A 19,010-nucleotide genomic window follows, 5' to 3' on the forward strand; every position below is an offset into this window, starting at 1 on the left:
TGTATGAAAGTCCAATTCGATGAGAAAGCGACGCAAGTGCTGACCTATCTAATTGTTGGCATGATTTTGGCAGCTTATCCAATTGTTTACTACTTTTACTCCAATAACTGGATCACTGCAGATAGTTATTGGTCCTTCATGACTTATACGGTCGTAATCAATATTCTGATGCTTTTGACCTATGCATTTTTAGGTAAAAAGAACATAGGAAAATACCTGATTGTGACGCTGATGTACGCTCTACCTATCTCGATCACGTCAACGATTTACAGTTTGACAGCCTGGACGGTGCTGTTTTTGTATCTGATTCTGACTGTTATTTTTTTGGACCGGAAAATTCTCTATTTGTCCGGTACACTTGGGCTGATCAACCTCGCTGTTATTATTTTCAATGACTATACAGCCGTCAATGAAACAATCGAATTTTACATAATGATCTTGCTGTATTTATTTACAGCAGTAGCAGGGCTAGTTGTTGTCAATAATGGTGAAAACCTCATCAGTCAGATTGAGACCCATGCGTCAAAAGCCGGCTCTCAGTCTGATCAGATGAAGCGGATCATTGATGCCGCTCAAAATACCATTAAGAAACTGCGTGAAAGCTCCCAGTCTCTAGACAGGACCAGCAGTTCGATTTCTGAAGCAGCTCTGGAAGTCGACCGGGCCATCGAAGATATGGCCAGTTCAACGTCCAGTCAGGCTGTAGATACAGAGCGGGGAGCTGATAAAGTGAAGTCTTTAGGTAGTCTACTCAGCAGTCAGGCTAAATCAGTCAGCGAGTTGACAGTCAAAACTCACGAAGCTAGCTCACTCAGAGAAAGCAGCCTTGAAAATTTGACGTCACTGACTGAAAATACCCGTTCCAGTATCGAAAGCGTAAAAGAAATCGAAGCCATGATTCAGTCCACTTCGTTATCTGTTGAGAAAATAGACGCAGCATCCACAGAAATTGCTAGTATATCTGAGCAGACCAATCTGCTTGCACTGAATGCCTCCATTGAAGCGGCCAGAGCCGGTGAAGAAGGGAAAGGCTTTGCAGTCGTTGCGGAGGAAATTCGTAAACTGGCAGAACAGTCCCATCGGTTCAATGAAGAAATCGTTGAAGTCATAAGCCTGTTAACCAGTCAGGCTACAGAAGCCGTCAAATCTGTAAAAGCTCTTCGTGCGACAACAAGAGAACAGCAAAACAGCTTAAACGATACCAATATCCAGTTTGAATCATTATCAGAGGCACTGGTCATGTTGGAGAAAGTCATTTTTGCTGTTGCGCAGGCAGGGGAACAAATGGAAGTGAAAACAGAAGAACTGATCGACATCATGTCCAGCTTGTCTGCTTCTTCGGAAGAAAATGCCTCTACCACAGAAGAGATCGCAGCCTCAATTGGATCAACTACATCCGGTATCGAGTCTATTTCCACAGCTATACACGATATTACGCTAGAAGTCGGTGAACTCGAAAAAGTTATCGTGAAATAATTAAGACATTATTACTGTTCGCACCTTAATATATTTACAAAAAATGAAAATAGATATATGCAAATGATAAAAGTATGATAAACTGATGAAGAAGTCTGAATAGAGTGTATAAAGCATACTTAAGGATCAATCATCATATGGTAAAGGAGTACAGATTCATATGACAAATACCTTTGTCCATCATGTCCATGATACATTTCAGGGGTTGAACAATCAGGAGCTTAAAGACTATCTGCTTATAAGTGTGCTTTTGTTCTTTGTATACACGTTGTCGAAAGGACTGTATAAGCCAGCTTATATTTTATCTGTTGTCAATGATCCTTTAAACTATCCAAACAGCAGCAAAAGTGCACGCAATTGGTTCAGATTTTTGAAGGACAAAGTTTTCAACATCGACAAAAAAGAAAAAAAATGGCGGGAAGCTATTCAGAAGAAAAAAGAAGAACTACACCAGGTCACTTATTTTGACATGCTGACTAAGCTGCCCAACCGGGTCAAGCTTGTCAAGGAGTTTAAGGACCGCTTAGCGGTCAGTACGGTGAATGAAACAGAGATAGAATTCGCTATCTATATCCTGGATATTGACCGCTTTCGTACGATAAATGAACTGTACGGAAGAGATGCAGGGGATAAAGTCTTGATCAAAATAACTGAACGCTTGCGTACGCTTCTAGGCGAGGACGTCATTATCGCTAGACAAAGCGAGGACGAAGTGTACATCATGATTGAAGACATTTGTGAAAAAGAAACACTGGAATTGGGACAGTCAATCGTAGATCTCTTTGAACGTCCTTTTAAAGTCAATCAGTCGACATTTTATGTTACAGCCAGTATCGGGATCAGCCGCTATCCAGAAACGGCTCAGGATATGGATGCACTGCTTCAGCAGGCAGAAATCGCCATGTACAAAGTCAAGCGCTCGGGTAAGAACAACTACCATTTGTTTATGACCGACGACGCAGCCGCAATCGAACGCAAGCGTCGAATTGAATTTGGTCTCAAGGAAGCTCTGCTTCAAAATGAACTGTACCTCTTGTATCAGCCTAAAGTCAGAATGCTGAACGGAAAGCTTTATGGTGTGGAGGCACTGCTAAGGTGGGAACACCCCATACTTGGGTTAGTGTCCCCAGTCGAATTTATTCCCATTGCTGAGGAATCCGGCATGATCAATGAAATCGGCTACTGGGTTATTTATGAAGCGGTCAGGCAGGCCAAAGAATGGCAGAAAGACAATCTGTGTCTACATGTCTCTGTAAATGTGTCTGCACTACAGTTTGAAGATCCTTATTTTGTTACCCGCGTCAAAAACGTTCTGGAACTTTATGAGGTCGATCCTAAATATTTTATTATAGAAATTACTGAAAGCGTGATGCAAAATCTGGAACAGGCCAATAAAGTCATCGAGGACCTGCATGAGGTGGGTGTCAATATTGCAATAGACGATTTTGGGACAGGCTACTCTTCGCTAAGTGTTTTGAACAATGTTTTTATTGATATTGTCAAGATTGACAAGTCATTTATTGATCGTGTTCTCTGTACAGAAAATACAGCTTCTCTTGTCCGAACGATGATTCAGATGGGGAAAAGTCTGGACTTCAGGATTGTAGCTGAAGGGATCGAAAACAAGGAACAGTCCGCCTTTTTGAAAGAAAATGCCTGTGAGTTCGGACAGGGTTATTATTTCAGCAAGCCGGTTTTGCCAGCCGAGATCACTACTTATGCCAAAAAACAAAACAGCTGATGCTGCATACCTCTCAGTGGACGATGATCAAAAAGTAAGACGGACTGTTGTTCTTCTGAGGGTTTTTGTATACTGTGAAATGCAAAAACCATGAGCTTGCCATGAACAGTGGTGCTTTGCATGAAGATGAGAAGGGCTGTATTGAAATACGTTCTATACATCGCATCTTTGCGACGCGTGCCGCGTTTTCGTTTTTGAATGAAAGGCTATCGACGGCAGCCTCTTGAATGAACAAATGAGTTGTATCAGTCACTTTTTAATATAAACGGATATGGAGGTTATACCATGGTTTCTCAGCAGAAAAAGCTGGCTCTCTGGCTGGTTTACATAGTACTGAAGCCCTTGCTGTTTTATGGTGTTTATCAGTATGCTCCACAGCATCAGTCCATGCTCTCGATTGAGTATGCCATCCTGCTGCTGATTAGTATGGTTGTTGTCATGAACCCTATCCGAACAGAGGATTCAATCATTTTTTTAATTACCGGTATATCAATGGTGACCTTTATTATATTTGGCTTGTTGGCAGAAATGATTTTAACTACATATGCCGTCATCGTACTAATGGTCAAGGCAGAAATCAAGTTTGATGAGCATTACCGTTATCCGTTGAATTTGCTAGTCTTTTTCACCTTATCCATTTTATCTGCCAGTGCTTATTATTTAGTTAGACCTGTATTCAGTTCTGATTTAGATAATGGTTTCTGTGTCATGTCTATGACGGTGTATATGGTTACTTACGTATTGGGCAACCAGCTTCTTCTCTTTTATATAAATAAATATATATATAATGACCAAGATGCAAAGCTTGTAGATGAACAGTTCACTTTTTCTATTGTTTTAAGCACGATGATTATTCCATTTGCTTACATTATGATTTTTCTTTACGACTCCCTTGGAAGCATGGGCGTCATCATGGGAGCACTCCCGTTTATGACAATAACCGTGGGAACCAATATCTTTCACAAGAGCAAGACCAATAATAAGTACCTTGAAAAAATAAATCAGCTGGCTCAGCAGCTTAATGAGAAAAAGCATTCCGGACCAGTTGTCGAAACTTATTTGCAGTCTATCATCGGCATTTTCCCCATCGATGGCCTGTCTTACTTTACGGTTGAAGCAGATAAAAAAATTATAAGAAAAGCTGTTTTTTTCAAAGGCAATAACCTTAAGGAAACACATGAAGCCTTTTATCCCGATAAAGAATCGATTCTTTATCGGGCTGTTGAAGATCGCGAGCTGCGTGCTTTTGATCGCTCGGGTGAATGGATACAGTATTGCCGGCTCGATCTGACTTATCCTGCTGAAAGTGCACTGGTCATGCCAGTACACCACAAAAATGGTGTGACAGGTGTGATTTTGGTCAGTCACCGAACTAAAAATATGTATGACAAGATGATTGTATCGATTATGAAAGTACTGCATCAGTATTTTATTATTGCTCTAGAGAACGCCATTGAATACGAGCAACTGGAACAGAATACAGAAAAAGACTATCTGACAGGCTTGCCTAACCTGAAAGGCTTTGCCAAAAAACTGGAACAGGCTGCTTCTTGTGCAGACAGTGAAAAAATCTCTCTGGTCGTTTTAGACTTAGATCACTTTAAAAAGACCAATGATACATACGGTCACCAGGCTGGTAATGACGTTTTGAAACAGATTGCCCGACTTTTAGGCACATTTTCAAGTGAAGACATATGCATTTCACGCTATGGAGGAGAAGAGTTTATTATTTTAATGAGAGGATACAGCAAAGAAGAAGCAGGCCGTTTTGCTGAACGAATCAGACTGACTATCGAACAGGCCAGGCTTACCGTAAAAAACGCTCTGGATAATGATGAGCGTGTCGATATTTTTGTCACTGCAAGCTTTGGTGTCGCAAGTTACCCTGATGATTGCCAGGAAGTCGATGAACTCATTCCACTAGCAGATAAAGCGATGTACATCGGGTCCAAACAACGCGGACGCAACCGGGTGACTGCAGCTCATGAAGGAAGATAAAGTGATATCAAAAAACGTTAATATAAAAGAAGAAACAGGAACCACACTGGTTGAACTTCTTGCAGCCATAGCGATCCTGTCATTAATTGTGACTGCCCTTCTGGCTTTTTTTATCCAGGGGGCTCAGACCAACAGCCGTACCCATACTATGACTGAAGCCACCTTTATTGCTCAGCAGGAAATGGAAGACCTTGTCTATTATTCCCAAAAGTTATCTATAGAAGATCTTCCAGACCATCTTGCAGGGAATGAAGCATACGACCGATCCGGGTTCAGCGTGCAGACTAGGATTACAAAAGCAAACGATAATTTAGAAAGCCGGTTATATAAGGTAGTTGTCGAGGTGTCAAAGGACGGACAGAGGCAGGCCCTGATGGAAAATAGACTATTTTTTGAGTGAGGATGGTTGAATGAACAGATGGAAAAAGGACCAGGGAATTACCTTGATTGAATTACTTGCAAGTCTTGCTATTTTATCACTAGTCATTCTTCTTATTGCCTCTGTACACTTGTTCGGGCAAACTCAGTTCGTCGATCAGGCTCAGTCAGCTAGTCAAGGCAATAATTTGAGGTATGGCCTGTCAGTACTGTCCCGGGAGGTTAGAAGAGCAGAAACAGCGTCTTGGGATGACAACAAAAAAACCTTGACTACTGACAATGACATTTTCATATGGTCAGGAAGTAGGCTGACAAAAAATGGCGAAATCCTTATCGAAGATATAGGGAAATTTGATGCTTCTGTTGATGCAAATGAAGGAAAAGTTGATATAACGTTGGCAGGAAGGGAGTCCAAGCAGGGAAAAGTTAAATCATACAGCACGACCATATACTTCAGGGGGAGTGCTAGATGAAGCGTTACTTGTCAGAACTAAAAACAGATGAAGAGGGAAGCGGTCTAATTCTGGCCCTTATGACCCTGGTGGTTCTCGCCGTATTGGGGGCCTCTTTGGGCGCCATAACCATCGGCAGTCATCGCTTGAGTGCTACCAACCGCGACGACAGCTCAGCCTATTACATAGCAGAAGCCGGAGCCAATCAGGCTTATGATGAGATTGAAAGGCTAGTATGGGAGAGCAAGACAGCAAGTAAACATTCCTTTTTCTCAAAGATTGACAATCACACATTCAAAGAGGGAACGATTATAAAAGACTTTGCAAAAGAACTGAATCGTTCTGTTTTTTCTGAAGTTTCTCTAAACAAAATCAGCGAAGTGGGGAACAGCAAGACGTACGACATTATTTCTGAGGGGAATGTTGATGGAAGTAAAAGAATAGTTGTAAAAAAAATCATTATCACTTGGATGGATAATACTGAAGAATCCTCTTTTCCATCAATACCTGAAGGAGCTAGTTTAATTGCAAATGACTATTTGTTTGTTGGCGGTAACATACTGTCGGGTAACGTAATAATCAATAATACAAAAAGAGAGAGTGCAGAAATTACTTATACTAATGTGGATAATGCCACATTTTTTCACCCAGCTGAAACCAGTGCTTCAGAAGTCATTCGTTATCCAAGTTGGAACAAGCCTAAGACACAGCCACTACCTCAGTTGATTGAATGGAATCACTACAAGAATGCAGCATTAGAATTTCCTGATATTCCAGTATTTCATTCGGTAGAAGGGAGTAAATCTATTCGGTTAGATGGAGGTCTTCCACCTGCGGTTGTGCAATTAAAAGAGAATGTCTCTTATGACAAAATTGAACTAAATAGTGAGAGGGTACTCAGGTTTGATATCGGGGACAGGAAATTAAAGTTAACAGTAAATGACCTGTTGATTAATAATGGCCATATTGAAATTGTAGGGGACGGATCTCTAATACTTTATGTTAAAAACAAGATGTATTTTGGATCATCCAGTACACTAAACAGAAAGGCTAATCACCCTGAACTATTATTGTATTATGGAGGAGCGCCGGCTATAAGCTTATCAGGAAATCAAAGACTCAATGGATCAATTTTTAGCCGGAAAGCCAATATCCATATTACGGGAAGTGCAGAAATTAAGGGTGTGATTGTTTCGGGTGGGGAAAAAGTGACATACTCAGGAAATACGTTCTCGAGTCCTTTGGTATTTGCACCTTTTGCAGATATAGAGCTGACTGGGAGCGGTGCAGTAAATGGAATAATTGTTGGCGATACTGTTCGGATGGGAGGAGGATCAGTTGTCAGACATAGTCCTTATAACTTTAATGAGTTTCCATTTAAACTGAATAGGAACTCAGAAAATCAGAAGGACTTCAGCAAAGAAATAATTTCTTCTGATCCAATAATAGAAACAAAATAGGATGTGTATGTTTACATGCAACAGTCAAAACGAAAGAAACTGGGAGATTTACTAAAAGAAGAAGGCTTGGTCACTGAGATCCAGATTGTCGAAGCACTCAGCCAGAAAAAAAGTAATCAGAAATTGGGAGATGCCCTTGTTAATCAAGGGTACATTACTGAAAAACAGCTCCTGGAGGGTCTTGAGATTCAGCTAAAACTGGAAAGCGTTTCGCTTTACCAGTATCCCATTGACAAAACCTTGATTGAGATTATCTCTAAAGATTTTGCCCGCTCGAACCTGGTCCTTCCCATTCAGCGTGAAAATACCCGCCTGATTGTTGCCATGAATGATCCACTGGATTTTTATGCTATTGAGGATTTGGAGCTGTCTACTGGGTACACTGTTCAGCCGGTTATTGCAGCCAAAGATGATCTCCTGCAGACCATTAATCGCCTGTATGACAGCAATAACCTAGATATCGAAGGCACCGAAGGGGAGGATGCACCAGCTGTTCGCATATTCGATCAGCTGCTCGAAACGGGTGTGGCCATGCATGCATCTGATATTCATCTGGATCAGAAAGAGAAATCTGTGACCGTACGCTATCGGGTAGATGGCGTGCTGCGGACAGACCGTACGCTACCAAAGGGCTTGATGAATGCTCTGGTTGCCCGGATTAAGATCATGGCCGGCTTGAATATCACTGAAACACGCCTGCCCCAAGACGGACGAATCAGCACTGAAGTGATGGAAAAGCGCGTCAATTTACGAGTCTCGACACTGCCGACCGTTTTTGGAGAGAAAGTGGTTATCCGTATTCTAGATATGTCCAATATATTTGAGAAGATAGATGATATCGGCCTTCAGGAGGATACACTTGCTGATTATGAGCAGCTCATCAGACAGCCGTCCGGCTTGATTTTACTGACGGGACCCACAGGTTCGGGCAAATCGTCCACCCTTTACGGATCGATCAATGAGCTGAACTGTCCGGAGAGCAATATCGTGACGGTCGAAGACCCTGTTGAGTATCAGCTGGAAGGCATCAATCAAGTTCAGGTGAACACAGCGATCGGACTGACATTTGCCGCTGGCCTGCGGTCGATTCTGCGTCAGGATCCCAACATCATCATGGTGGGTGAGATCAGAGACAAGGAAACAGCTGAGATTTCAATCCGTTCAGCTCTGACCGGGCACCTGGTATTTAGTACGCTGCATACAAACAGTGCGATCGAGGCCATCCCCCGTCTGTTCGACATGGGAATCGAACCCTATTTGGTCGTTTCCGCTTTGAGTGGAGTCATGGCCCAGCGCTTGGTCAAGACCGTTTGCAAGGACTGTGCAGTTAAACGAAAAGCTAGTCCTATTGAGCAAGATATCTTTAAAAGACGTAATCAGTCTATAGAAGAAGTGACAAGCGGAACCGGCTGCGACCGTTGCCGACATACGGGATACCGTGGTCGAATGGCTATTCACGAACTCATTATTGTTGATGATCAGATCAAGGCGCTGATGATGAATCAAGCGACCATGCAGGAAATCAAGCAGCATGTTAGCAGTCGCGGCATTCGTTTTTTAATCGATGATGGTTTGGAAAAAATCAGGCAAGGCAAAACAACTTTGGAGGAAGTACTGAGAGTAGCTTCCGCCGATAACTAAAGGATGGACATATTATGACTAAACTAAATGAATTACTTATCAAAGCGAACGCCATAGAAGCCTCAGATGTGCATATGATTGCTGGATCCCCACCGGTCTTTCGAGTTGATGGAAAGCTGATACAGGAAGCTCAAAACAAGCTGATGCCGGACGATACCAGAGAAATGGCTCGAGCTATCTTAAATGACCATCTTTGGGATAAGCTGCATGAAAACAGGGAAGTGGATCTGTCTTATGGTATTCCAGGAGTATCGCGTTTTCGGGTAAATATTTTCTACCAGCGTAGTGCCATCTCACTCGCTTTTCGCGTGATCCCGAGAGAAATCCCGACAATCGAAAGCCTGGGCATTCCGGATAAGCTGAAGGAATTAGCTAAGAAACCTCACGGCCTTATTTTGATTACCGGCCCGACTGGCAGCGGAAAGAGCACATCACTGGCGGCAATAATTGATTATATGAACCAGGAGATGAACCGCCACATTATCACACTGGAAGATCCGATCGAGTACCTACATTCACACAACAAGTGCATTATCGAACAGCGCGAAGTCGGTTTTGACACCTTATCTTTCAAGGAAGGCTTGCGTGCCAGCCTGCGTCAGGACCCCGATGTTATCTTAGTAGGAGAACTCAGAGACCTGGATACAATTCAGACCGCTATCACTGCTGCAGAGACTGGCCATCTGGTCTTAGGTACTCTTCATACTCAAGACGCTGCCGGAACGATTGACCGGATCATTGATGTCTTCCCGGTCCATCAGAAAAATCAGGTCCGCACGATGCTGGCAAATGTCCTCTTGGGTGTGATGTCTCAAAGACTGTTTCCGACTGCTGAGCAGCCGGGACGAATTGCAGCTACCGAACTGCTAATTAATAACCCGGCAATCAAAAACCTAATCCGTAACGAAAAAATGCACCAAATTCCAAATGTCCTGCAGACTTCAAAGGATAAAGGTATGCATACAATGGAAATGAGCATGCGTCAGCTGATTGCGCAAAAGGCTATTAGTGAAATGGACATCCTGCCTTATGTCAGCGGACAACTTTAAAAAGGAGGCAGTAAAGCTATGGCTACCTATGCCTATAAGGCAAAGACCACCGAAGGAAAAGTAATCAAAGGCCGGATGGAAAGCACCAGCAGAAAAGAAGCCGTGAGTGAATTGTCCCAGACAAACCTGATTGTTTTTGAAGTTGAGCCACTGAACACTTTTTTGTATAAGGATATCTATATCGGTAAGCCGCTAAAGCAGAAAGAATTCATCCTGTTTTTAAGGCAGTTTGCCACGCTAATGGAAGCGGGCATCCTTTTGGTTGATGCAATCGACCTTCTCGCTGAGCAGACTGACAGCAAGATGCTCAAGGAAGCACTCAAACAGATTTCCATAGATGTTAGGGAAGGAGTTGCTCTGTCAGATTCTATGAAAAACTATCCCAAATTGTTTCCGGATCTGCTGGTTCAAATGATTCGATCTGGAGAAATTAGCGGCCAGCTGGAGGATGTCATGGATCGAATGGCTACATACTATGAGAAACAGTACCGAATCAAGCAGAAGGTATCCACAGCACTGACTTACCCAACTGTCGTCGCCTCATTTGCCTTTATAATCACCCTTTTTCTGCTGGTCTTTATCGTTCCACTTTTCGGGGATTTGTTCGCTTCTTTTGGAGAAGATCTACCTTTGATCACTCAGTTAGTACTGAATTTCAGCAGCTTTGTTCAGCGGTTCTGGTGGCTATTTATTCTATTGATTCTCCTTATGTTTTTCCTTTTTTATCAGACAAAAAAAACAGAAGCGGGTGCTTATTTAATCGACAAAGCAGTATTAAAACTACCCGTCATCGGCTCTTTTGTACAAAAAGCAGTCCTAGCCCGAATGACCCAGACCCTCAGTTCACTCCTGAACAGTTCGGTACCGATTCTGCAGGCGGTTGATGTTACAAGCTGTGTAGTGGGGAATCGGGTAGTCAGAGATATTTTACTGGAGTCAAAAGGTGCTTTAGAAAAAGGAGAATCTCTGGCCAAGCCGATGGCTGATCACTGGGTCTTTCCTTCTCTGATCATTCAGATGGTTCGAGTGGGAGAGTCCAGCGGCTCGCTAGATGAAATGCTCAAGAAAGTAGCGGACATCTATGACCAAGAAGTGGAAGAAGCCTCAGACAAGCTGCAGTCTCTCATCGAACCTGTATTGATTATTTTTCTCGCAGGCATTGTCGGGCTGATTGTCTTGTCCGTTGTTATTCCAATGTTCAGCTTGTTCGAAACGTTTTAAAATATTTCGAAACAGAGGAGATAATCTATTGTAATACCATCCGATTTTATTTATAATTATTAGTGTACATAGCAGTTACATAGCTTTATTCGATTATGATCGCTGTATATGCACAAAACAAATGTATCTTTATGCTGACTATTCGTTCGAATCAGGACTTTACGTTCCCGCGTAATAACTTGAAAACGGACATATTTACTATACAGTATAATAGAAAAATTTAGGAGGACGAAATTATGAGAAACAAGATCAAGCAGATGATGAAAAAAGAAGAAGGGTTCACGCTAGTAGAGCTTTTGGCAGTAATAGTTATTTTAGGTTTGATTGTTGCATTAGCAGTACCAGCAATAGGTAATGTAATAACAAGAGCTAATAATGAAACACAGGCTGCTGAATCAGCTTTGATTGTTGATGCTGCAAGATTATATGAAATAGAAAATGGAAGAATCGGAAGTGAAGGAGTTACTGTAGAAGCTTTAATCAATGCTGAATTTTTAGAGGTTAGGGATGGGGACCAACCGACCGGTAGTGTGATTAGAACGAATGATGGGTTGAGTTACACGCCTTAAATAATAAATTATTAAAGAAATCGATAAGCTAGCAAGTAAGAAGAAAGAAGAAAGACCCTCTCGGGGGTCTTTCTTCTTTCCTACATATTTATTAGGAGCCAGCCATGGAAACCATTATCACTCTACTATTTTTTCTATACGGTCTGATTTTCGGTTCGTTTTTTAATGTCGTCGGTTTGAGAGTCCCCAACGGATCTTTATTTTGTAAACATCGTTCATACTGCGACACTTGCCAACGGACATTAAGATGGATTGAACTCTTACCAGTCTTATCTTTTGTTCTTCAAAAAGGGAAATGCCGGGGTTGCAAGCAGAAGATCTCCCCGCTGTATCCGCTGATGGAAATGCTCACCGGCATGCTGTTTGGCTTGAGCTATCTCCAGTGGGGATTCGATCACACCTTAATATTGAGTCTGCTTCTGATTAGTCTGATTATTCCGGTCACGGTCTCAGATCTGGCGTACAAACGCATCCCGAATAAAATCCTGCTGTTTTTTGCGCCTCTTTTTCTAATTTACCGGCTATTCTATCCGCTGAGTTCTTTTTGGCTGTCTTTATTCGGAGCCATACTGGCTTTTGGACTAATCGCCTCAGTCATTTTTTTGTCTAAGGGGGGGATGGGAATGGGGGATTTAAAGTATTTTGTCTTGTTCGGCTTTATATTCGGACCCGGGCAGTTTCTGCTGCTCTTTTTCCTGTCTACACTATATGGCGCCTTCGGGGGTTTAGTGACGATGCGGGTCAAAAAAATCAGCCGGCGCTCACAGATTGCATTCGGTCCTTATATCGGTTTGGCCGCATTGAGCGTATTCTTTTTTGGCGACCAACTAATCAGTTGGTATGTCTCATTTTTTTGATCCGCGATTAAACGCAACCCTTGATTATATATCCTGGAGGTCTGTCAATGTTATTTAAAAGTAAAATGCACCTACACCTGCAGTTTCTAGAAAAGAGTGTCCGCTATTTGGTCACGGATGCGTCGGGCAAAAATGTGATCGAAAAAGATGAACTGATTTTTGAGAGCTTTATCTTACAGGAAGGCAAGCTAGTTGGCTCTTCGTTTCTAAAAACTCGACTGGATGCCTTAATCAAAGAGAAGAAGTGGAAACAAGCCAAAGTGTCCATTCTACTGCCGGACGACTCTGTCACGATAAGAAAAGAGACGATCCCAGCTCAGCTCGATTACAATGAAATAAAGGATTACTTGAACCTGCATGTCAATCAGTCGATTCGTCTGCCTTTTGAAGACCCACGAATAGACTTTGAAGTGATTGAAAAAAATGAGTCCACCCAGACGTTGTTTTTGGCAGCTTATCCGGGGGAACAAGTCAGGCAGTATCTGGATCTGTTGGAAGCGGCACATTTGCAGCCTGAAGTGGCGGATCTTTCTTCATTATGTATTTATCGGATCCTTCTTGCCCAGTCCTGTTCGGCTGTCAAGTCCTCTGCCCACGTTATGGTTCTGCAGTGGAATCCGATAGATACATCAATCACTGTTTTCAATAAAGGAATTCCTCAGTTTAACCGGCATACCCGCTCGCAGCGTTTGACGGATGCCTGGACCCTTTCAAAAGAAAGTCGCTGGATCTGGAAGCGTTCGGAAAGGGAATTAAGCGAGAGTCTGGAAGACCAGTTAAATGGACTGGAGCGCTTTTTCGAGTTTTACCGCTACTCTGTAATGGACGGACAAGGCAGCATTTCAGAAATTGTCCTTTCTGGCTATTTTCCGGAAATGACTCGACTCAAGCAGCTACTGGATGAACGCTTTTCTGTGCCGGTCAACATGCTCGAGCTGCCGGAAGGTGTTTATCAGGCTGAATCAGCCCTTTACGGCTTGACGCTCAGAGAACATAAGCCTAAAAAAAGGCTCCTGGACTCAGCAAAACGTACAGAAAAAAGCCAGAGGGAAAAGAACCTGCATCGGCAAAACAAAAACAGGCTGTCCAATCTTGAAACAGAAAGCGAAGGAGACGCGGTGTGATGATCGAAATCAATTTTTTTGAAAAAAAAGCTAGAAATATTCTGCCGTACCTGTTGGGGGCACTCCTCCTGCTGGGTTTGCTCGTCATCGGTCTTTACTTGTTTCTAATGCACAGTTTGTACGCTAGTCAGGATGTTCAGAATCTGGAACAGATCGCTCGGCAGTCAGAAGATGTAGCGCTTTCCAGAGAAATGCAGAGGCTGAGCCGGGAGACAGAGCAGAACGCACAAGTCGTCTCAAATTTTGAAGATAGCCGATATCCGATTGTGTTTTTAACTGCGGACATAGCGAATAGTATACCGGAAAGCGAAGAAACTGTTATCAGCTTCAACCTGAACAGTCCGGAAGAACTGGTTTTGGAATTAAACCAGAGTCAGATTCAAGCTAGTGCCGATCTGATCAGTACATTTGAAGATAAGTCCTATGTCAATCATGTTCTCTTTGACCGTCTCATTAGTGAGCGTGAAGGTGACGAGCACGTGATCCAGCTGACTCTGATTATCAATCAGGAGGCAATGAGAGAGGAGGCAGAAAGATGACGGTAAAATGGACGCGAGAATCTGTCCTGGTCTTGGTGACTGTTCTGCTGGTCTTGCTTGCTGTTTTCTATTATGGCAATCACCTGCTTTTGACACCGTTCAGAGCCGCAGCTGATACTTCAGCCAGCATATTGAATGATCAAAACAATCTACTTGAGCGTTTTCCTCCTTCTGAAGTTGTGCTTAATGATCTGATCGCTAAAAAAGAGGAGTCTCATGCATATATTCCAGATGGAGAGAACATGAGGCAAGCCCTTCTAGCTCTTCATGAACAGGCTCAGCAAAATAACATCAATCTCAATCAGATTGCACGGGTCAGAGACAGTGAGGTACTTGAAGGGCAAAGTGGGCGTTACCGCAGCACAGGCTACTTGCTCGAATGGTCGAGCGCTTCCGCGGCCGACTTTACGGCTTTTCTAGAAGACTTGGATGCAGATGACCGTTTATGGAGCAGCGAAGAGCTCAGTTACCAGCAGGACGTGGATGGTGACACCATTGGGTTCTTACTCATTGATTTTTTTCACAGCGGAGACACTGAACCCGCAGAATCTACCGTAGAAGTTGAATCAGCATCATAAAAAAAACATTAAATATTCCATAAATAATCATATAAAAACAGTCAAATGATTAACCCTTTTGGCTGTTTTTGTGTATAATAAACTTACATAATATTTTTGAACAATTGTTCAATTTTTGCTGTAATAACCTTCATAACCTTCATAACCTTCATAACGTTCACCGCTGTCGTCCTCTTTTCTTATTTCCCGACTGCTTTATATCGTATCCTCTTTTAAATCTTCATTACCAGAACAGCTAGTGTGTCAAACCAAGTTTAACGCTTGCTGACAGACAATGCAAACGCTTTAAAAAAGCTTTTGTGCACGCTTTATACCGAGATTTTCTCTCACAATTCCTGTAGTAAAAACCTCCTGTTTTATGATAAGATAAAAGGAAACAGAACTGGAAAAAGGGATGGTAGTGTGTCGTATTCAAGACAGATGATTGAAGCAATTCAAAATCAGCAGCTGAAGGAAGCAGAGCATTATTTTCAGGAGGCTTTGATGCAAGACGGGGATGAAGAGTTGTTTGCTTTGGTTGAAACGCTCTATGACTTGGGTTTTTTAGGGGAAACAAAGCAACTGATCCGTCACCTGCTTCAAAAACACCCAGAAGAAGATGGTTTAAAGCTGATTCTAGCTGAAATCGCCATCGAAGAAGGCAGTGAACTGGAAGCTTTTGACTGGATAGACCAGGTGGAAGAAGGCAGCTCTTTCTATCCCCAAGCACTTCTGGTTGCAGCTGATTATTACCAGGTTTTGGATCTGCCTGAAGTAGCCCGAAAGAAACTGGAAGAAGCCAAAACGATTTTGCCAAATGAACCTGTCATTGACTTTGCTCTAGGAGAACTTCTTTTTACCAGTGGAAACTACAAAGAAGCAATCATGCATTACGAACAGTTGATTATCTCACATCATACGGAATTTGCCGGAACAAGTCTGAATAGCCGTCTAGGAAATGCCTATGCAGCAACGGGTGATCTGGAATCAGCGATAGACTATCTAAAAGAAGCGGTTGAACTTCAGGAAACCGGGGACCACCTCTTTCAGCTAGGTCTGGTTTATTTCCAGAAAAAGGATTACGACCAGGCGAATGAACAGTTGTATAAAGTCAAGGAGCTGGACCCAAGTTATACATCGGTATACAGCTATCTGGCTCAAGGTCTGCTTGAGCAGAATAAAGAGCAGGAAGCACTTGAAACAATCGAAGAAGGCTTATTGCATGACCGTCAAAATCCTTCTCTTTACGCAATGGGAGCCAGAGCAGCTCTAACATTAGGCTTAAAAGATAAAACGGAAGAGTTGTTTGGTAAAGCCCTCTCGCTTGATCCGGAAAATATTACGCTGACGCTCGAATACTGCCGGTTTCTGTTCAACCAGCAAGCTTTTGAGCAGGCACTCCAGCTACTTGGCCCTAAACTGGCTGAAGGTGAAGAAGACCCACAGCTTTTCTGGTATGCAGCGATGGCTTATAATGAGTTGGAAGAATTCGATGAGGCGAGAAGCTTTTATAATAAAGCTGTTCAGTATCTATCTGATAGTCCGGTTTTCTTAAAAGATTATGCTCTCTTTTTGAGAGAAGAGGGTGACCGGGTTCGCTTTATCGAAACTGCCAGAAAACTGCTGGCTATCGATCCGACAGATACAGAAGTAGATGAGTGGATTAAGTATGAAGAGACCGAATAAGTTTGGTATACTATAACTGAGCACAGATAAAGGAGGGGAGTTTCTATGTATAGTCGCATCCAACTAAAAGACAAGAAAAAATTTCTGAAATGGTTTCTGCAGCGCTATCAGATGAAGCGCAGAGAATCGATGTGGATTTTGAATTATCTGCTGAACCATGACATTGTACTGAATAAGACCAAGTTTGTTGAGAGAGCCGATCAGACTCCTCGCGGAATTAAAATGGCCACAGTGGGTACGGACGAGGAAGCTTTCCGCTTTTATAAAGACGGACAGGAATTCGACCACCCGGAACAGGCCTTTCATGAAGTGCGTCTTAACTGGCATACGGATTTGTACATCGAACTGATTTTTCAGGATGCACTGCTGTCTCCTGAATATGTATCGATACTGGAAGACAATCCTTTTGCAAAATGGAACGATCAATTGGATCAGACCATTGACGAAGAAGTAGATGAAGCGGTCGACAGTTTCTGCCAGCAGGAAAAACGTCATCAGCTGCTGGAAGCCATTGATCACGCACTGGAAACACAGAATCGGGAAGACTTTTATTCTCTCGCCAATGAGCTGAAGGCGCTGGAGGATAAGATAGATAATTGCGTTTCCCCTTCCTAATTGAGTTCAAAGGAGAAGAGATATGACAGAAATGGACGAGATGCAAAAAAGGGTCGATCAATATATCAGCCAGTTCAAGTCAGGATACTTTTCTCCTTTGGGCCAGTTAGCCAGGTTGACGGAAGAAGTCGGCGAGCTGGCCAGGGAAGTCAATCACCGTTATGGTGAAAAACAGAAAAAATCATCTGAAATAGAAAAAAAGGTTGAAGAAGAGATTGGCGATGTTATGTTTGTATTAATTTGTCTGGCCAACTCTTTAGATATCGACTTGTCGGAGTCTTTTGATCTGGTCATGAATAAGTTTGATGAGCGTGACCAGTTCCGCTTTGAGCGTCATGATGGCAGGGAAGAGAAAACTGAACCGAAGAGTTGAGATATAAAGGAGAGAAGGGATAGTGTGCCCGAGGGTGCCTATCCCGTTACTATGAGCATGATCGTACCGATCAAAGGAGAATTTGAAAAAGCGATTCCCGTCCTCGAGACACTCCAGGCTGCCGGTTTTGAGGCCTATTTTGTTGGAGGAAGCGTAAGAGATGCATTGCTGGGTAAGTCGGTCAATGATGTCGATATCGCGACTAGTGCTTTTCCGGAAGAAATCAAAAAATTGTTCAATAAAACGGTGGATGTGGGTATTGAGCACGGAACTGTCATGGTGCTACTGGAAGGCGAAAGTTATGAAGTCACGACATTTCGGACCGAATCGACGTATCAAGACTATAGACGTCCCGATTCGGTCACTTTTGTGCGCTCTTTGGAAGAAGATTTGAAGCGCCGGGACCTTACTATTAATGCTTTTGCGATGGATAATGAAGGTCGGATTCAGGATTTTTTTGATGGAGAAAAAGATTTGAAACAGCAAATCATCAGGGCAGTTGGCAAACCGGAAGAACGCTTTAACGAAGACGCCTTGCGTATGATGCGGGCTGTCCGCTTTGCCTCACAGCTCGGTTTTCACTTGGAAGCGGACACTTTTTATGCCATTGTAGTCAATGCGCATTTACTGGAAAATATTGCAGTAGAGCGGATCCAGGTAGAATTTGTCAAAATGGCCATGGGCGATTATTTACTGCAGGGCATGGAAGCCCTCTTTACGACGAATCTGTATCAGTACTGTCCTGGACTTAAACATGGAAAGCTTGCTTTGCGCCGCTTTTCTCTTATTCCAGCCAAACTAAAAAAAGAGCGTCATGTGTGGGCGTTGCTGCTGTATTTTTTAGGTATTCAAAACCCCAAAGAAGGTCAAGCAATCCTCAGGCACTGGAGGTTGTCCAATAAGATCATTTCAGACAGTGTTCAGCTGCTGGAACTGATTTTATACCGCCACCATTTGCCGCTCAACCACTACATCGTCTACCGCTACACGCCGACATTAATCTGGGAAGCGGAGGAACTGCTTGAAGTGATCAAGCTGCCTTCTGACAAGCAGACAGCGGCTAAACTAATCAACACAATCCCCATTCTTGAGCGGGACGAGATTGACATTGACGGCAAGGCTATTATGAACGTTGTTAATGCCAGAGGAGGAAGATGGCTTGGAGAAGCCATTGCGATGGCAGAAAAAGCTGTGGTGTTGGGCGCGGTCGAGAATGATCAGCAGGCTATATTAAACTGGCTCCAGAAGTATAAATATATTTGAAGCCTGACCTT

Annotated in this window: 18 protein-coding genes; all 18 read left to right on the forward strand. The window is 42.9% G+C overall.

The features are described 5' to 3' along the window. The first annotated feature begins 3 nt into the window (after positions 1-3). The 18 genes from ADIAL_RS09695 to ADIAL_RS09780 all read left to right on the forward strand — a co-directional run bounded on the left by ADIAL_RS09695 (position 4) and on the right by ADIAL_RS09780 (position 18,999). Positions 4-1,476, forward strand: coding sequence for a methyl-accepting chemotaxis protein (locus ADIAL_RS09695; RefSeq protein WP_197017798.1), 1,473 nt, complete (start codon positions 4-6; stop codon positions 1,474-1,476). Positions 1,477-1,636: 160 nt separating this feature from the next. Further along, a complete protein-coding gene (locus ADIAL_RS09700) occupies positions 1,637-3,217 on the forward strand; it encodes a putative bifunctional diguanylate cyclase/phosphodiesterase (RefSeq protein WP_051503850.1) in 1,581 nt (526 codons plus the stop codon). A 285-nt stretch (positions 3,218-3,502) separates the two neighbouring features. Then, complete coding sequence (locus ADIAL_RS11155) at positions 3,503-5,215, forward strand: GGDEF domain-containing protein (protein WP_051503851.1); 1,713 nt, start codon at positions 3,503-3,505, stop codon at positions 5,213-5,215. Then, the gene (locus ADIAL_RS09710) at positions 5,202-5,615 is read left to right on the forward strand and encodes a hypothetical protein (protein WP_034303033.1); all 414 of its coding nucleotides are present in this window, start codon (positions 5,202-5,204) and stop codon (positions 5,613-5,615) included. Before ADIAL_RS11155 ends, ADIAL_RS09710 begins: the two co-directional genes overlap by 14 nt. 10 nt (positions 5,616-5,625) lie before the next feature. Next, a complete protein-coding gene (locus ADIAL_RS09715; protein WP_034303035.1) occupies positions 5,626-6,066 on the forward strand; it encodes a prepilin-type N-terminal cleavage/methylation domain-containing protein in 441 nt (146 codons plus the stop codon). Next, a complete protein-coding gene (locus ADIAL_RS09720; protein WP_034303037.1) occupies positions 6,063-7,505 on the forward strand; it encodes a pilus assembly PilX N-terminal domain-containing protein in 1,443 nt (480 codons plus the stop codon). The genes ADIAL_RS09715 and ADIAL_RS09720 overlap by 4 nt, the downstream gene beginning before the upstream one ends. Before the next feature lie 15 nt (positions 7,506-7,520). Then, the gene (locus ADIAL_RS09725; protein WP_034303039.1) at positions 7,521-9,146 is read left to right on the forward strand and encodes a GspE/PulE family protein; all 1,626 of its coding nucleotides are present in this window, start codon (positions 7,521-7,523) and stop codon (positions 9,144-9,146) included. A gap of 14 nt (positions 9,147-9,160) precedes the next feature. Further along, a complete protein-coding gene (locus ADIAL_RS09730) occupies positions 9,161-10,195 on the forward strand; it encodes a type IV pilus twitching motility protein PilT (protein ID WP_034303041.1) in 1,035 nt (344 codons plus the stop codon). 18 nt (positions 10,196-10,213) lie between these two features. Then, positions 10,214-11,416 carry a type II secretion system F family protein gene (locus ADIAL_RS09735; protein ID WP_034303043.1) on the forward strand — a complete coding sequence of 401 codons (1,203 nt, stop codon included), beginning with the start codon at positions 10,214-10,216 and terminating at the stop codon, positions 11,414-11,416. 236 nt (positions 11,417-11,652) lie between these two features. Next, positions 11,653-11,985 (forward strand): competence type IV pilus major pilin ComGC, encoded by a 333-nt coding sequence (locus tag ADIAL_RS09740; protein WP_034303045.1) that lies wholly within the window; start codon positions 11,653-11,655, stop codon positions 11,983-11,985. 104 nt (positions 11,986-12,089) lie between these two features. Further along, positions 12,090-12,842, forward strand: coding sequence for a prepilin peptidase (locus ADIAL_RS09745; protein WP_034303047.1), 753 nt, complete (start codon positions 12,090-12,092; stop codon positions 12,840-12,842). Positions 12,843-12,889: 47 nt separating this feature from the next. Continuing rightward, entirely contained in the window at positions 12,890-13,966 is a 1,077-nt protein-coding gene (gene pilM / locus ADIAL_RS11160; protein WP_051503852.1) for a type IV pilus biogenesis protein PilM, read from the forward strand. Next, on the forward strand, positions 13,966-14,505 hold the full coding sequence (locus ADIAL_RS09755) for a hypothetical protein (protein ID WP_034303049.1): 540 nt from the start codon (positions 13,966-13,968) through the stop codon (positions 14,503-14,505). Before pilM ends, ADIAL_RS09755 begins: the two co-directional genes overlap by 1 nt. Further along, positions 14,502-15,083 (forward strand): hypothetical protein, encoded by a 582-nt coding sequence (locus ADIAL_RS09760; RefSeq protein WP_034303051.1) that lies wholly within the window; start codon positions 14,502-14,504, stop codon positions 15,081-15,083. Before ADIAL_RS09755 ends, ADIAL_RS09760 begins: the two co-directional genes overlap by 4 nt. Before the next feature lie 402 nt (positions 15,084-15,485). Further along, entirely contained in the window at positions 15,486-16,748 is a 1,263-nt protein-coding gene (locus ADIAL_RS09765) for a tetratricopeptide repeat protein (RefSeq protein ID WP_034303053.1), read from the forward strand. A gap of 45 nt (positions 16,749-16,793) precedes the next feature. Beyond that, entirely contained in the window at positions 16,794-17,363 is a 570-nt protein-coding gene (locus ADIAL_RS09770; RefSeq protein WP_034303055.1) for a ReoY family proteolytic degradation factor, read from the forward strand. Positions 17,364-17,385: 22 nt separating this feature from the next. Beyond that, the gene (locus tag ADIAL_RS09775) at positions 17,386-17,736 is read left to right on the forward strand and encodes a nucleotide pyrophosphohydrolase (RefSeq protein WP_034303057.1); all 351 of its coding nucleotides are present in this window, start codon (positions 17,386-17,388) and stop codon (positions 17,734-17,736) included. Between the two features lie 57 nt (positions 17,737-17,793). Continuing rightward, positions 17,794-18,999, forward strand: coding sequence for a CCA tRNA nucleotidyltransferase (locus ADIAL_RS09780; RefSeq protein ID WP_034303458.1), 1,206 nt, complete (start codon positions 17,794-17,796; stop codon positions 18,997-18,999). Positions 19,000-19,010 lie beyond the last annotated feature (11 nt).

Origin of the sequence: Alkalibacterium sp. AK22 (assembly GCF_000585255.1) — a bacterium.
Classification (GTDB): Bacteria; Bacillota; Bacilli; order Lactobacillales; family Carnobacteriaceae_A; genus Alkalibacterium.